We start from the raw sequence: 15,260 nt of genomic DNA on the forward strand, positions 1-15,260 counted from the left end.
TTTCAACGGTTTCACCACCGACAATGCCAGAACCCATAAAATGACTCTGGGCATCATAATGGCGTTTGTTCCGATGGGAACGTGATTTCCTAGCTTACATTCATCAGCGCAAAGACCGGTTTGCTCGCGCGTTCACGAGTTTCGCAATTTCGTTTTTCAACGTCGAGTTGTCTGAAAGTTCTTCCACCGTGCAAGGCATTTTGTAAGCCCAGTTTTGCGGTCCGACCGTTCCCGGCGTATTTACCCGTTCATCTTCGGGATTTTGCGGCGTCCAGCGGGAACTGAGCGCAAGAAAATCTTGCACCGGAAGAATGCAGAACAAACTGTTCGACTGGAAAATATTGCTGATTAACAATTTGACGACATCCGGGGAAAGGCTTTGCGGAGCATCTCCTTCCAAATGCAAATGATTTTTCCAGAACAAATTTTTATCAAAATCCGGTTCGTTCCAGAGCCCCAAAAGGGTAGAAGTATCATGAACGCTCGTTGTAGAAACAGAAAGTCTAGGATATTCGGAAACGTCGTAATAAGGTTGTCCCGGAGCGTCCCAGTTTCTTGCCCAACGTTCTACGCGAAGCGAATTGATTTGCAGTTCTCCCAAAACGCTAGGAACACAATGCGGAACAGCACCCAAATCTTCAGCGCAGACGACCATGTCGGTTTCTTGAGCGAGCACGGTGAGCAATTTTTTCCCATTGGCATACCAGATGGATTCTTGAGAGGCTTCATTGGCATGCAGCAAACGTCCCAGTATTTCTTGCTCATTTTGCGGAAGGGTTTTCAGAACCGGAGCATTGTACCAATACCAGAAAGGATAGTAAGTATTCGCAGGTGATCCGGGAACAAAAATGCGGTTCCACTGGACTTTCAACAAGGCGTCTTTTACGGATTGCTCTTCTGCGGAATCAATAATGGCGCTTTCGCAGTCAAATTCCTTTTTGAAAACATAGCGGTCGCTGGTAAATGGCAAGAATTCAAAATATTTTTCAAGGCAACTTTCGGTCGCTTCACCAAGAAATTCCCGAAGCTGCTCTTTGGAATAATTGGGACGCTGTAGATATTCGACGGTCTCTTTTTTGAATCCCGCCGCCGACAATTCGGTCTGCGTAACCGGTACTGCGGGCGAAAAATGCCCGAGAATTCCGGTGCGTTCGTTCTGCGGAATCGCCCAAATTCGAAAAAATCCCAAAACGTGATCGATACGATATGCGTGATAAAATTTGCTCGCTTGCGCCAGACGTTCACGCCACCATGTAAAATTTTCCTGTTCTATAACGTCCCAACGATACGTTGGAAATCCCCAGTTTTGGCCGCTGTAGCTGAACATATCTGGCGGAGCACCGGCGCGGTCGTCCAAAGAAAAATACCGGCGGTTAAACCAGACGTCCGCACTATCTTCGTTGATAAGGATAGGGATATCGCCTTTTAGACGGACTCCCATTTCCGTCAATTTATTGGAAGCGACTTTGAATTGCGCTTCCGCTTCAAATTGCATCCAGCATTGGAACAAAACATCCTTGCGGTGCTTGCGATATAGCGAATTGACCCGCAAAGCAGTCGGGTCTTGGTCTTCTTTCCAAGAACGCCAACTCGATTCTCCGTTTTTCTCTTTGAGCATCGCATAGACGGCGTATGGTTTTATCCACGAGTTGGCTTCAATCCATTTAGCAAGGGCGACGTTCTTGTCGAACATCGCATAATTGGCATCAAAAATTTTTCGCAGAATTTGCCGTTTCGCTCGGGCGATTTCCGCATAATGCACCTTTGTTTCGGCGGCGAATCGCTTTTGCAAAGTTTGAATGTCCTTCTTGAATGCGTCGGCTCCGTGAACAATTTGCAAACGGATAAAAACCGGATTGAGAGCAAAGGCACTTCTTGCGCTATAAGGAGAAGATTCGTAGCCGGTATCGTTTACAGGTAAAATTTGGATGACGTTCAATCCGCAAGTTTTTGCCCAGGTTCCAAACGGAACTAAATCCAAAAATTCGCCGATGCCTACACAGTCTTGAGTCTTCAGGGAAAATACAGGAACGGCCACGCCGCTTTGAAAACAAGAAAATTCACCGTATCGCATAATTCAAAGATATATTAAAAAGTAAAATTCGTGCCGCATTTAAATGTTACGCCATTTCCGTGCAGTGCTTTTCCGAACAGTTGTTTCAAAATATTTAAACAATCAAATCTTCGGGACGAGGGTATTTACGAGGGCGTCCTCGCTTCCGTTTAGCAAGAACCGGTTTCCCATCAGGACCGATTTGCATGGGAGGGAGGGAGACTCCCGCCGCTGCAGCTGCGGCACCTGCTACAGCCAGAGCGGAACCCGGCTTAAAAAGGGCGGCCAAATCCGGTGCGGTTTTAGGCTCTCCATTTTCGGCTTGCGCTCCAGCGGCGACAGCGGCAAGAGCGGCTTTCTGTGCTGCAAGAGCGGCTTCCGCCAAATGCTTTCGGACGATTTCCCGCTGACGCTTCGCTTCTTCTTCGGCACGCTTTTTGGCAAGTTCTTCCGTTGAAATGATTTCCGTTTTAGCGGCACCAAATTTTGCACCGCCAAAGGAACCCACAAGAACCCGTCCCGAACTAGGTTGCGCTGGAAGCGGCGCAACGGAAGGCTTAGGAGCCAGAACAGGTTCTGGCGTCGAGAGTTTTTTCATCTGCCCCGGAACAAAAAGCGTTTTTTTGTGAGAAGGCAGCGGACGTTCTGTATATCGAGTTTGTCGGTTTCCTTCAAAATCCGACATCTTGGGCATAGGCCTTGAATAATGCGAGATTTCGTCCCTGTTTTTATATTGGGCCGCAATTTGGCGAATGCGTTCCTGTTCTTTGGCGATTTTCCGAGCTTCGCGTTCCTTTTTAGAAGGGCGAAAACGGTCGCTTTTTTTCTCGTCAACGGGGTGCAACGCTAAAATTTCTTCATTAGAAAGACCGCGTAATTCAGGAGGAACCTCTATAATCGGGAGATTTTCAATGTTTGTTTGTTGTGTCATTTTGAATAAAAACGCTATAAAAGCAAAAGGCAGAACATTTTACCCTTATTTAATTTAAAAAAATCTATTTGTCAAGACCTAGAAATTCTGGAAAGAGTGTTGTATTTTTTAGGCAAATGCTTCGATTTACACAAGATATTATTTTGGCGCTCCGGGCGAGAGCGAATGAAGAAGAAGCTCATGCGATGTCAAAAAGCATGAGGGACTCGTTCGATTTTCTCGGAGTAAATGTTTATAAACGTCGGGAAGCAACCTATCCCATTTTTGACAAGAATCCGCCTCAAAACGGTGACGAATTGGCTGCAAAAATTACGGATATGTGGGCGCAACCTTATCGCGAAGTGCAATATGCAGCCTGTGACTATCTTTTTAGGCATAAGAACCTGCTGGGTGGACAGCACTTGAATTTTTTGAAAATGCTGATTAAAACCCGCCCCTGGAAAGACACCGTCGATACGATTTCCACGAGTATTCTCGGAAGTCTGGCTTGGAGAATCCCGCCGATTCGCCAGAAAATCGCCACTTGGATTCATGATCCAAACATTTGGGTTCGCCGCAGCGTGATTCTTTTTCAGTTTCAATACAAGAATCATACAAATTGGGATTTGCTCAAGTCCTGCTGTCTGTATTGCGCCAAAGACGAGAATTATTACATCCGGACCGGAATCGGGCAAGCGCTTTCGGAATACGCGAAAATCAACCCGAATGAAGTCCGCCACTTTGTGATGGACACGGATTTGCCCGCGCAAACTTCGCAGGAGATTCTTCGGAATATCTAAATCTTTCTTTGTCGTTCTTTGAAGCAGCGGCCCCCAAAGTGCGCTGCTTTATTTTTAAAATGTCGCTAGAAATCTAAACTCGGACGAAAACATGAAATTTCTGATTCAGCGGGTAAAGCAAGCCCAAGTGGATATCGCTAAAGAAACGGTAGGAAAAATCGGGCAAGGTCTTCTGGTGCTGATAGGAATCGGCAAGGACGACTCGCGGGAAACGGCAGAACGCTTGGTGAAAAAGACGCTCTCCCTGCGAATTTTTGCAGATGCCGACGGCAAAACGAATCTTTCGCTACGGGATGTCGGCGGAAGTCTGCTTCTCGTTTCTCAATTCACCCTTTATGCGGATTGCCATAAAGGCAATCGTCCCACATTTAATAACGCCGGCAACGCGGAACTAGCGAAATCTCTCTACGAATACACCATCGAATTGTGCAAAAAAGAAAATGTCCCTGTCGAAACGGGACGCTTCGGGGCCGATATGGCGGTTTCCCTGCTGAATGATGGTCCTTTTACTCTTTTGCTGGAGTAATTTTCCTTTTTTCTTTCCAAGCCTTGCTCGGTTTTGCGCGTTATCAAAAAAATTCAACCAGTTTTTTCTAACTTTACCCGTATGCCATTTGCTGCAAATTTTCCGATACGGTCGTTGCATTTCCTGAATGTATTCCTTTTCTTTTCAGGGATTGCATTCTCTTCGTCGTTTGCCGCATCCCCTATTTATTCCAGCGAACGGATGCGCAATCTGAAGCAACTTGAAACAACTCCTCTTTTATTTGAATACCATCGCATGACGACAGGAACACAGCAGATGTTCTACTTTCCTCGTCGGGATTCCAGTTGGCGTGAAAATTTTGCCGAAAACGAAAAACGGGCTTTACTTCAGTATCGGGACGCAAAACAGGCGATTGCAGCAAGCCTTGTCGGGGGAATCGATTACCGCGGCGGAGAAACTTTAGGCGACACCATTTGGCCGGGACTCGATGGTGGACTTTATCTGCGGGGCTACAGGGATTCGGTGGAATTCATGCTCGATGCCCGCATCTATGTGGAAAACCACAGTGCCAGCTACCCCAAATCCTTTGACCGGGAATTTGTGGAGTTTCAAAAAGAAGAAAACAACAGCGGCGTCGAATACGCAAGCTATGCCCGATACCGCGGAATGTTCGCCATCAATATGGGCTTTGGAAGGTTGATGCTCGCTCGGGATGTTTTTCATTTTGGTCCGGGCTATTACAATAATTTGACTTTGAATCAATATGCGCTTCCTTACAACACGCTTTCCTTTGAATTTCACGTGGGGCCGCTTTCGGTTATAAGTCTATATGGCGATTTGCGCATTTACGCGAACAGCATGAATCGGAAAAATACGAACGACCGTAACCTCTACGCTCACCGCTACGAATTGAATTTAGGAAACTTGATTCTCGGCATGAGTGAAACGCAAATTCTTTACAACGAAAATAAGGTTTGGCTTTTTGTCCCGATTGTTCCTCTCTTTATGGAAAAGGGAAATTTTTCGGAAGACAATAACAACGGAGCCTTAGCTTTCGACGCAAACTATCGTCTTTTCAACCTGGCGCGCATTTACACCGAATTTTACATCGACGATTTTGAAAGCCCCATCAGTTTGATAAAAAACGATAACATTGAAGCCAAGTGGGCGTGGATGGCAGGCGCTCAAATCGGCAAGGATTTTTCCGTGAAAGGCCATAAGCTGGAAGCCGGAGCCATCGCGGAATACGCCCGAGTCGAGCCTTACGTCTATAGCCATTTTCACCCGAACACCGCTCAGGCGGCGCATTTAGGAGTACCTTTGGGTGCGCCAAACGGACCCAACAGCCAGACGATAGACTTTGCCGTTTATGGAAGATTTGCTCGTCGAATAAACGTGAACTTGCGAAACACTTGGCTTTGGAAAGGCACGGACTATGGCAGTGCCATTAACGACACAACGCCGACATCCAATCATTTCAAATTGCCTAAAAAATTCCTCGACGGGGCAAAAATGAAATACTCGCTTTCGCCGGCTATAAGTTATGATGGAGATTTTGTTTTTTACCAGCTGGAATTCACTCTTTTCAACGATGAAAAAATTTATACAAGGCTAGGCGTTAAATGGTAAATTATATTCCCGAATTGCTAGCCCCCGCAGGCGACTTGAAACGTCTGGAATACGCGCTGGCGTATGGAGCCGATGCCGTTTACGCTGGACAGCCCGCTTTTTCCTTGCGCGCCAGGGAAAACGGATTTCGCTCTTTGGAAGATCTTGAAAAAGGAATCGCCCTTGCTCACGCCAAAGGAAAAAAATTCTACTTGACAAGCAACGTCATCGCACGAAACGCCAAAGTTGCGCCTTTTGAAAAATCCCTGTTGGATGCCGTCAAATTAAAGCCCGACGCTCTGATTGTCGCCGACCCTGGCATTATCGCATTCATGCGAAAAGAAGCACCCGAAATTCCCATTCACCTTTCCGTTCAGGCGAATACGACCAATTATCTGACGGCACAATTTTGGCAGTCCATCGGCGTCAGCCGTGTCATCCTTTCTCGGGAACTGAAACTTTCCGAAGTCCTTGAAATCCAAGAGAAATGCCCCGAACTGGAATTGGAAGTCTTTGTGCACGGCAATGTGTGCATGGCGATGTCCGGGCGCTGCATGCTCAGCAATTGGACAACTCGGCGGGACGCGAATCAGGGAATGTGCAACAACTCTTGCCGAATGCCGTATCGCCTTTATGCAAATGCCGAAGTCCAATCTGACGATTATCGGGAACACGAAGGATCATTCTTTTTGGAACGAACCAATACCGAAGGAAATTCGGAGCTGATCGGGCTCGACGAAGATCGCTGGGGCACTTATTTTATGAGTAGCCGGGATTTATGCGCACTGGACGTGATTCCGAATTTGGTGCAAAATCGCATCGCTAGTTTTAAAATCGAAGGACGCACACGGAGCGTTTATTACCTTTCTTCCGTTGTTCTCGCTTATCGCAAAGCCATCGACGCGGCTTTATCGGGAAAAGAAATCCCGCAAATTTCAAAGGATTTGGTTTCGGACACGGATAGCCGAGGACGGATGCCTGGATTTTTCAAAGGTCCGCTTCCCCAAAATTATGAATCGACTCAGGAACCTTCACAAACAGGCGCGGTTGCCGCCCAGATAGATCATGTAGAAAAAGACGGATCCATTTTTATTCATGTCAAAAATAAAATGGAATTGGACGCGCGACTATTTTGGCTAGATCCCGAAATCCATGAAGCAGTGACAGTGCAAGAGCTGAAAGACGCAAAAGGGGTTTCTGTCCATACGTTACATCCCGGTACGGATGGCTGGGTCACGCTCCGTTCTGACGTGACAAAACACACAAAATCTGAAAACTTTGCTTTTTTGGTTTTGAAAAAAGGCTGACTTTCGTTTTGGAGAAGTTAAATTAAGATTATGGAAGTATTCGGCGATTACGAATTAAAGCAGAGTAAAATTTTTCGCGACTTCGACAAGGCGTACTCCGAAGGCAAGTTGGATTATTTAAAACAATTGTTCCTTCCGTATATTTTGAACAACATTGCCGATTTTTACCAGTTTAAAAAGGAAAAACTCAAGCAATTTGCCGAAGCTCTAGATATGCACCAGCTTTTAAAACTTTACCTCTATTACAAGCAGATGCCTATCGATATGCACCGTTATATGGAAGAGCAAAGCCAGTCCATCAAAAAAGTGATTGCCAATTCTTCTAAAGAAAGGCAGACCGCTGTATCGGAATGGATTAAGCAGCACGCCGCCCGTCATCGAGATGTTGCGATTAAAAATCAATGCCTATTCTTTGAAAAAATCGCCGACCAGGTAATTCCGCCCATTGAAAAAGCTCTGCGGGAATACGAAGCGAATACAAACTGATTTTCTTTTTTGACGGAGAAATCCGTTCTTTTTTTCCATCGTTCATGTTTATCGTTTTGCCTATTTCTAACTTTATGCTGTATGAATGAAGAACTAAAAAAAAATACAGAAATTTCAGAACCGTCTTCTAAACCGGCCAATCCTTTTTTGACTCCTCTTCACATTGTAGAGCCCGAAAACAAACTCCCCGATTATAATTTCACCGATTTGCCAGCCGATCTCAAGGCAACTCTTGAAAAACACGGTTGGACCGATTTGATGCCCGTGCAGCGCAAGACAATTCCTTATATGCTCAATGCGCGCGACATGCTAGTGCAATCCAAAACAGGATCAGGAAAAACCGGAGCATTTGTTTTACCGCTTTTGCAGGTGATTGTCCGCGAACACAAATTTCCCCAAGCGCTCATTTTGGTGCCGACCCGGGAATTGGCTCAACAGGTGGAATCCGAAATCGAAAGCCTCTCTCAAGGAACGGGAATCAAATCCGTGGCGATTTTTGGAGGCGTCGGTTACGAAACTCAACTTCGCGCCCTCCGAGAAGGTGTGCATATCATTGTGGCGACGCCGGGACGGCTACTGGATCATGCGCAGCGCGGTCACGTCGATTTTCTTTCTGTTCGCGATTTGATCATGGACGAAGCCGACGAAATGCTTTCAATGGGATTTTATCCCGATATGCAACGCATTCGCCGTTACCTACCCAAAGACATCGCCTGCACCATGTTCAGCGCAACCATCCCGCAAACGGTAAAAAGCCTTGCTCGGGAATTTCAGCGCAAAAATGCCGGATTCCTTTCGCTCAGTTATGACAAAGTCATCGCCAACAATTTGGAACATCGCTACTATATGTGCGACGTGATGGACAAAGACAAATTGACGATAAAAATTTTGGAATGGGAAAATCCGGACAGCTGCATGATCTTCTGCAATATGAAACGGGACGTCAGTTACTTGGAACAGGTGCTTTCCAATTACGGTTTCCGCGTCGGCGCTCTTTCGGGGGATATTTCCCAAAAGCTGCGAGAAGAAACTCTCGAAGCTTTCCGTTATAAACGCTTGAACATTCTCATCTGCACGGATGTTGCCGCCCGAGGAATCGACGTCACCCACGTGACTCACGTCATCATTTACGACCATCCGGACGATCATGAAATTTACGTCCATCGAAGCGGGCGCACCGCTAGAGCGGGCAGAAGTGGAGTTGCCATTTCCCTCATTACGCCGGTAGAAGAAATCGAACTGCAAAAAACCGCAGTCGATTTTGGCATCCAGTTCATTAAAATGCCCGCCATCAGCGAAGAAGAGTTGGCCAATCGCATTCGTCAGAGAGCCGTTGCAGAATTGGACCGCGAAAAACGGATTCTCGGACAAATGAAAAAAGAACGTTTGCGCCGCTTCTTGCCCCTCGTGGACGAGCTGGTTAGCAATTCCGAAGACAAAGAAGTCCTCGCCTATCTTTTGGATAAATTCTACTGGAAAGAATACGACAACAGGCGAAAACAAGGGAATGGATAATGTCCAAAATTAAAATCAAAACAAAAAAAGAAATAGAGCTCATCCGTTCCGCGGGCGCGCTCGCTGCAGAAACTTTGGTTCGGGCAGGTGAAATGTGCAAACCCGGAGTGAATACTCTGGAAATCGACGAATTTATCGGCGACTTCACCAAAAAACACGGCGGCATTTCTGCTTGCCTCGGCTACAATGGATATCCGCGCTACGCCTGCATTAGTTTGAACAACGTCATTTGTCACGGCATTCCCAAAAAGGAAACCGTTCTCAAGGATGGCGACATTTTGAACATCGACATCACGACGATTCTTTCCGGCTACCACGGAGATTGTTCAGCCATGTTCTGCGTCGGAAACGTCAGTCCGTTGGCGAAGGAACTTGTAGATGTCGCCAAACTTTGTCTGGAAGAGGGAATTCAGGCGGCGGAAATGCCAAAAGCTCGTTTTTCGGACATCGGTTGCGCCATTCAGCCTATCGCCGACGAGCATGGATTTAGCGTCGTAGAAGATTATTGCGGACACGGCATCGGCCGCGGCTTCCATGAAGAGCCCACCATTTTGCATTTTGCCAATTCCTTCCGAACACCGATGATTGAAATCGGAAACGTCTTTACAATCGAGCCGATGATCAACGCGGGCAAGCCCGAAACCAAAACCCTCAAAGACGGATGGACCGCGGTGACCGTCGATGGAAGTCTTTCGGCGCAATGGGAGCACACCCTTGCCCTGACTCCCAACGGCATCGACATTCTGACCCTTCCGAGATAATCATGTTTGCCGATCCCCTGATAAAAAAAGCAATCCAGTCGCATCCGCTCGTTCAACGTCTAGGAACCATTCATTCCTTTGTGTTGAATACAGCCGAACAGAAATGTAATTTGGAAATCGGCTTGGTGGGGGAACCGGCTCCTATTCGGTTTTCAGCAAAATATAAAATCGAAAAAACGGATTCTGGCGCGGATTTTTGCGTCTTTGAACCGACTTGCGAAAAAATGTGGATTGAAGAAATTCTGAAAATCTTCTTTGAATCCAAAGGCGGAATTCTGCGCTTTCCTACAAAAGGAATCGTCGCCAAAATTCTTCCCGTTATTTTGTAAGAGCAGAATCGATTTTACTGGCTAAAAAACTACATTAAAACTATGTATAGCATCCAGAAATTCCTGTTGGAACTTCCTTCATCAAAATTGACCCCTTCAAAAAATCCCGAAGAGGCGATTAAAAAACTGACTCAGGCCGCTGCGTTGAAATCCGCCGCGGTCAGTGCGTCTCTTTCCGCACCGGGTGGGATTATCGGGCTTTTCGCATCGCTTCCCGATCTTGCGACCATTTGGAAAATACAGGCGCAACTCGTCGCCGATATTGCGGCTGTTTATGGAAAACTCGGTTATTTGACCCAGCAATCTTTACTCTGGTGCCTGTGCAAACAATCTGGATCGCAAATTTTTCGGGATATCGCCGTCCGCGCGGGAACGCATCTTTTAATCAAAAAAAGCCGTTTGAAAGTGCTGTCCAAAGCCGTCCCTGTTCTCGGAGCCATCGGCGGAGGAGCCTATGCAGCCTACGATACTTATGCCGTTGCCAGAATTGCCAAAGCGTATTTCGAAGCATCGGAATCTATTTCAAGCATCGACGAACCTCTTCCAGAAGCCGAAATTTCCAAGAAATCTTAAGAACCAAAGAGCATTTTAAAATTTCCGATTTTCTAAAAGCCGTTCCAAAATAAAGCGAAAACCGCCCCTCTTTTAAATCAACCCTTGAGTGCCGGTTCATTTTTTGCTATTTTGGCGCCAACTTATCAATCATTTCCACGGAAAGAATATGAACGAAATTCACAAACATCGTAACATTGGTATCTCTGCCCACATCGACTCGGGCAAGACCACCCTCACAGAACGTATTCTGTTTTTCACGAAAAAGATTCATGCCATCCACGAAGTTCGCGGAAAAGACGGCGTGGGTGCAACCATGGACTCCATGGAATTGGAAAAGGAACGTGGCATCACGATTCAGTCTGCAGCGACTTTTGTGAACTGGAAAGATACCACCATCAACATCATCGATACACCGGGGCACGTGGACTTTACCATTGAAGTTGAACGCGCTCTTCGAGTCCTCGACGGTGCTATTCTCGTTTTAACAGGCGTTGAAGGTGTGCAATCCCAGTCAATCACCGTTGACCGCCAGATGAAGCGCTACCATGTCCCGCGAGTTGCTTTTGTGAACAAATGCGACCGTTCCGGGGCAAACCCTCTCCGTGTTGCCGTCATGCTCAAGGAAAAGCTCAACCACAATCCTTGCGTTATGCAGATTCCTATCGGATTGGAAGACAAGCTCCGCGGCGTTGTCGATTTGATCAAGATGAAGGCCCTCTATTTCGAAGGTCCGAATGGCGAAGATCTGATTGAAAAGGAAATCCCGGAAGATTTGCAAGCTCAGGCTCAGGAATACCGTGAAAAGCTCGTTGACTGCTGTGCAGACTTCAACGATGAAGTCATGGAAAAGGCCATGGAAGGCAACTACAACGACATTCCGGAAGAACTTCTCAAAGCGACGATCCGTAAGGCGACGATTGAACTCAAGATGACTCCGGTCTTTATGGGATCCGCTCACAAGAACGTCGGCATTCAGCCTCTTCTGGATGGCGTGTCCGCATTCCTCCCAGACCCGACCGAAGTGGAAAACATCGCTCTCGATGTGGATCACGAAGAAAAGGAAGTCGTTCTCCAGTCTGACGATTCGAAGCCGCTCGTCTGCTACGCATTCAAACTTGAAAACGGACAATACGGTCAGCTTACGTACATCCGAATCTATCAGGGTGCGATTCACAAGGGCGACTCCATTTACAACATGGCAACCGGCAAGAAGGTCTCTGTGGGACGTCTCCGCCGTATGCACTCCAACCAGCCGATCGATATTGAATACGCCGGTTCGGGCGACATCGTAGCACTTTTCGGTATCGATTGCGCTTCGGGCACGACCTTTACCGATGGCACATTGCATTACAACATGACTTCGATGCACGTGCCAAATCCGGTTATCGAACTGGCAATTGAAGCACAGAACCGCGACGATCTTGAAGCGATGTCCAAAGCTCTTAACCGTTTCACCAAGGAAGACCCGACTTTCCAAGTCTATGTCGATAAGGAAAGTGGACAGACCATCATTAAGGGTATGGGCGAACTTCACCTCGACGTCTATATCGAACGTATGAAGCGCGAATACAAGGTTGCCGTTGAAAGAGGTAAACCGCAAGTTGCCTACCGCGAAACCATTACACGCCCGGCCAAGTTCGATTACACTCACAAGAAGCAGACCGGTGGTTCGGGTCAGTTCGCTAAAGTTGTCGGTGAAATGCGCCCGATGCAAGTCGAAGGCGATGCTGAAAAGACCTATAACTTTATCAACAGCGTCGTGGGCGGTCGCATTCCGAAAGAATTCATCCCGTCTTGCGACAAGGGTTTCCAGAGCTGCATGGAAGCGGGTTCTCTCATCGGCTTCCCGGTAGTCGGCATTGAAATGGATCTTCAAGATGGTGCTTATCACGAAGTGGACTCTTCGGATATGGCGTTCCAGATTTGCGCACGTATGGCTTTCCGTCAGGCTTTTGAAAAGGCCGGAGCGCAAATTCTTGAACCGATCATGAAAGTGGAAATCACAACGCCGACCGAATTCCAAGGCAGTGTTGTCGGAAACATTTCTCAGCGTCGTGGCAACATCATGGGCACGACGGAAGAACGTGATGACACGATCATCGAAGCGGAAGTTCCGCTTTCCGAAATGTTCGGTTACATGACGGACCTTCGTTCCATGACTCAGGGCAAAGCGGAATTCACGATGGAATTCAAGAAATACGCTCCTGTTCCTCGCAACATCCAGGACGAGCTGATTAAGAAGTTCGGCGATAAAGCGAAGAACGCCCAACGTTAATTTCTCGTAAAAGAGAAAAAGCGAACTCGAAAGAGTTCGCTTTTTTGCGTTTAAAGAATTTTAAAAAGAAAATAGGCGCAGAGCTTAGCCCTGCCTGCGCCCAAAGGAGGATGATCAATGAAAATCAATATGGGGTTGCGCTCCGGTTGCCTTACCCTGCGGTTTGCTCCAGCATCCCTTCGCTAAACCAAGGCGACTGGGGCGCACCCCACATTCATAAAAGTAATGCAAGATTTCTTTAAAAGCAATCGAAAAGACATCGAACATTCTACCAACATGGAACATTCCGACAACGCATATAAACGTCCAAGAGTTTATAGAAATCAAAGGAAAGATGTGAAGCGTTTGGCGTTTTGAAAGTTCCATCGCAAACTTTACGAAACCCATCCTATAAAAAAACTGACCACTTATCGATGATCAGTTTTCATACTCGAGGCGGGATTCGAACCCACGACCCTCTGCTTAGAAGGCAGATGCACTATCCAACTGTGCTACTCGAGCCAATGGCTCGTTGATGTTTTTTGCATCATCAAGCTTGGTTGATGCTTATCATGATTGACATTGCAATTAGACTTGCGAATTACAATGAAGCAAAATAAGCGGATACAAATATAACAAGGATTTAATTTTTTATCAACTTTATTCTGGATGTCAGTATGGACGCCACTATGATTTTACGCCCAAATAGCTTTTTAATTCCCCGATATAGGCTTCACCAAGAGAACTTAACAACATGTTCTTTTTGGTAATGTAGCCGATTTCCATCACTTCCTTATTGGCCGTCGGATCGCGAAAGGGAATCGCCACATAATCATTGCCGTTTAATTCTTCGCAGATAATTCCCGAGCAAAGCGTGTAACCATTCAAGCCAACCATTAAATTCAGCATTGTCGCTCGGTCGTTCGCTTTGATGGTTTGGGAGTATTCTTTTGTACTTAAAATCTCTTCGGCGTAATATTCCGCACTGTCATCTCCTTGGTAAAAAGAAAGGCATGGATAAGGCGCGAGTTCTTTAAAAGTGATGAATTTCTTTTCGGCTAAAGGATGTTTTTTCCACATATATACAAATGCTTTGCAGCGAATCAGTTCATGAAATTCGCAATCTTTGGCTTCAATCAATTCGCCGATGATTTTGCGATTAAAATCGCTGATGAACAAAATGCCTATTTCGCTTTTTAAATTGCTAACGTCAGAGACAACCTCGCGAGTTTGGGTTTCGCTGATTCCCAAATCATATTCTTCTGCATTAATTTTTTTGGCCATTTCGACAAAACTCTTTACAGCAAAGGAGTAATGCTGTGTAGAAACGGAAAAATGTTTTCGCCGTTTCCCATTTTTCCCATAGAGTCCCAAAAGGGCTTCATAATGGCGATAAAAATCTTTGGCGTAAGCGATAAAAGATTCCCCTTCGCTGGTAAGGGAAACTCCGCGATTTGTCCGATTGAATATAGTGATGCCAATTTCGGCTTCTAAATCATGAATGGACGCAGTTAAAGAGGGCTGCGAAACATAAAGATTTTTGGCGGCTTTGTTAAAGGACGAATTTTCGGCAATACCAATGGCGTAACGTAATTGTTGCAAGGTCATAATTGTAAACCCGTCGTGTAAAAATTACTTTGTTCGCAATAAATAAGAAAAATCTTTAGGATGACTGACAAATCTTTGAGGATTTGTACGCAGCTCCCTTTCCAATTCTTGAGGAGAGAAAAAATAAAATCCATCGACTTCGTGGGGTTGTGGAACCAGTTGTTTTTTTTCTTCTTCGGAAATGTTTCCACGATAAACGTCGTAGAATTCATTGTCTAGATATGTACCGCCGTTCAGCACGCTTTCGTGTTTTGATTCAAAAAGGTAGATAAGATCCGCAGGATTCTTGGAAATGCCAAGTTCTTCGCGAATTTCTCGAATAGCGGAATCTAGACTGGAGTCGCCCGCAGATATATGCCCAGCGCAGCTAGTATCATATAAATTGGGATTATTAAGCTTGTCATGCGCTCGGAGTTGAAAAAGAATGCGCCCGCATTCATCAAAAAGCCAGATGTGTACAGTTCTATGCCAAAGTCCTCTTCGATGAACCTCGCTTCGTCCGCAAATCATTCCTGTTTTTTTTCCGTTGCTATCCAAAATGTCAATTTGTTCTTCCATTTTCACTCTCTGCAAAAATCGTTTGGAAG

The 15,260-nt window shown here is 46.1% G+C and carries 14 protein-coding genes and 1 tRNA gene; 10 read left to right on the top strand and 5 right to left on the bottom strand.

What is annotated here, in order from left to right:
• Positions 1-103: 103 nt before the first annotated feature.
• Positions 104-2,074 carry a 4-alpha-glucanotransferase gene (locus B5D40_RS00195; RefSeq protein ID WP_078775258.1) on the bottom strand — a complete coding sequence of 657 codons (1,971 nt, stop codon included), beginning with the start codon at positions 2,072-2,074 and terminating at the stop codon, positions 104-106.
• Positions 2,075-2,168: 94 nt separating this feature from the next.
• The gene (locus B5D40_RS00200; protein ID WP_078775259.1) at positions 2,169-2,984 is read right to left on the bottom strand and encodes a hypothetical protein; all 816 of its coding nucleotides are present in this window, start codon (positions 2,982-2,984) and stop codon (positions 2,169-2,171) included.
• Between the two features lie 116 nt (positions 2,985-3,100).
• Here B5D40_RS00200 and B5D40_RS00205 point away from each other — a divergent pair, with 116 nt between their 5' ends.
• The 10 genes from B5D40_RS00205 to fusA all read left to right on the top strand — a co-directional run bounded on the left by B5D40_RS00205 (position 3,101) and on the right by fusA (position 13,086).
• Positions 3,101-3,763: a DNA alkylation repair protein gene (locus tag B5D40_RS00205; protein WP_073301852.1), complete on the top strand. Its 663-nt coding sequence runs from the start codon at positions 3,101-3,103 to the stop codon at positions 3,761-3,763.
• 91 nt (positions 3,764-3,854) lie between these two features.
• Positions 3,855-4,289 (top strand): D-aminoacyl-tRNA deacylase, encoded by a 435-nt coding sequence (dtd, locus tag B5D40_RS00210; protein ID WP_073301850.1) that lies wholly within the window; start codon positions 3,855-3,857, stop codon positions 4,287-4,289.
• A gap of 81 nt (positions 4,290-4,370) precedes the next feature.
• The gene (locus B5D40_RS00215; protein ID WP_233134291.1) at positions 4,371-5,879 is read left to right on the top strand and encodes a hypothetical protein; all 1,509 of its coding nucleotides are present in this window, start codon (positions 4,371-4,373) and stop codon (positions 5,877-5,879) included.
• On the top strand, positions 5,873-7,165 hold the full coding sequence (locus B5D40_RS00220) for a U32 family peptidase (RefSeq protein ID WP_078775260.1): 1,293 nt from the start codon (positions 5,873-5,875) through the stop codon (positions 7,163-7,165). Before B5D40_RS00215 ends, B5D40_RS00220 begins: the two co-directional genes overlap by 7 nt.
• Positions 7,166-7,195: 30 nt before the next feature.
• Positions 7,196-7,651 (top strand): hypothetical protein, encoded by a 456-nt coding sequence (locus B5D40_RS00225; RefSeq protein ID WP_078775261.1) that lies wholly within the window; start codon positions 7,196-7,198, stop codon positions 7,649-7,651.
• An 81-nt stretch (positions 7,652-7,732) separates the two neighbouring features.
• On the top strand, positions 7,733-9,166 hold the full coding sequence (locus B5D40_RS00230; RefSeq protein ID WP_073301844.1) for a DEAD/DEAH box helicase: 1,434 nt from the start codon (positions 7,733-7,735) through the stop codon (positions 9,164-9,166).
• Positions 9,166-9,927 (top strand): type I methionyl aminopeptidase, encoded by a 762-nt coding sequence (gene map, locus B5D40_RS00235; RefSeq protein WP_073301843.1) that lies wholly within the window; start codon positions 9,166-9,168, stop codon positions 9,925-9,927. Before B5D40_RS00230 ends, map begins: the two co-directional genes overlap by 1 nt.
• A gap of 2 nt (positions 9,928-9,929) precedes the next feature.
• The gene (locus tag B5D40_RS00240; protein ID WP_078775262.1) at positions 9,930-10,256 is read left to right on the top strand and encodes a hypothetical protein; all 327 of its coding nucleotides are present in this window, start codon (positions 9,930-9,932) and stop codon (positions 10,254-10,256) included.
• A 42-nt stretch (positions 10,257-10,298) separates the two neighbouring features.
• Positions 10,299-10,829, top strand: a complete 531-nt coding sequence (locus B5D40_RS00245; protein WP_078775263.1) for a DUF697 domain-containing protein — start codon at positions 10,299-10,301, stop codon at positions 10,827-10,829.
• A 148-nt stretch (positions 10,830-10,977) separates the two neighbouring features.
• On the top strand, positions 10,978-13,086 hold the full coding sequence (gene fusA, locus B5D40_RS00250; protein WP_078775333.1) for an elongation factor G: 2,109 nt from the start codon (positions 10,978-10,980) through the stop codon (positions 13,084-13,086).
• A gap of 427 nt (positions 13,087-13,513) precedes the next feature.
• On the opposite strand, the gene B5D40_RS00260 is transcribed toward fusA, so the two are convergent.
• The 3 genes from B5D40_RS00260 to B5D40_RS00270 form a co-directional block, all read right to left on the bottom strand.
• A tRNA-Arg gene (locus B5D40_RS00260) sits at positions 13,514-13,587 on the bottom strand.
• A gap of 165 nt (positions 13,588-13,752) precedes the next feature.
• Entirely contained in the window at positions 13,753-14,673 is a 921-nt protein-coding gene (locus B5D40_RS00265; protein ID WP_078775265.1) for a LysR family transcriptional regulator, read from the bottom strand.
• Positions 14,674-14,697: 24 nt separating this feature from the next.
• Positions 14,698-15,231: an NUDIX hydrolase gene (locus tag B5D40_RS00270; protein ID WP_078775266.1), complete on the bottom strand. Its 534-nt coding sequence runs from the start codon at positions 15,229-15,231 to the stop codon at positions 14,698-14,700.
• Between the last annotated feature and the right edge of the window lie 29 nt (positions 15,232-15,260).

This window comes from Fibrobacter intestinalis (genome assembly GCF_900167415.1).
Lineage (GTDB): Bacteria > Fibrobacterota > Fibrobacteria > Fibrobacterales > Fibrobacteraceae > Hallerella > Hallerella intestinalis.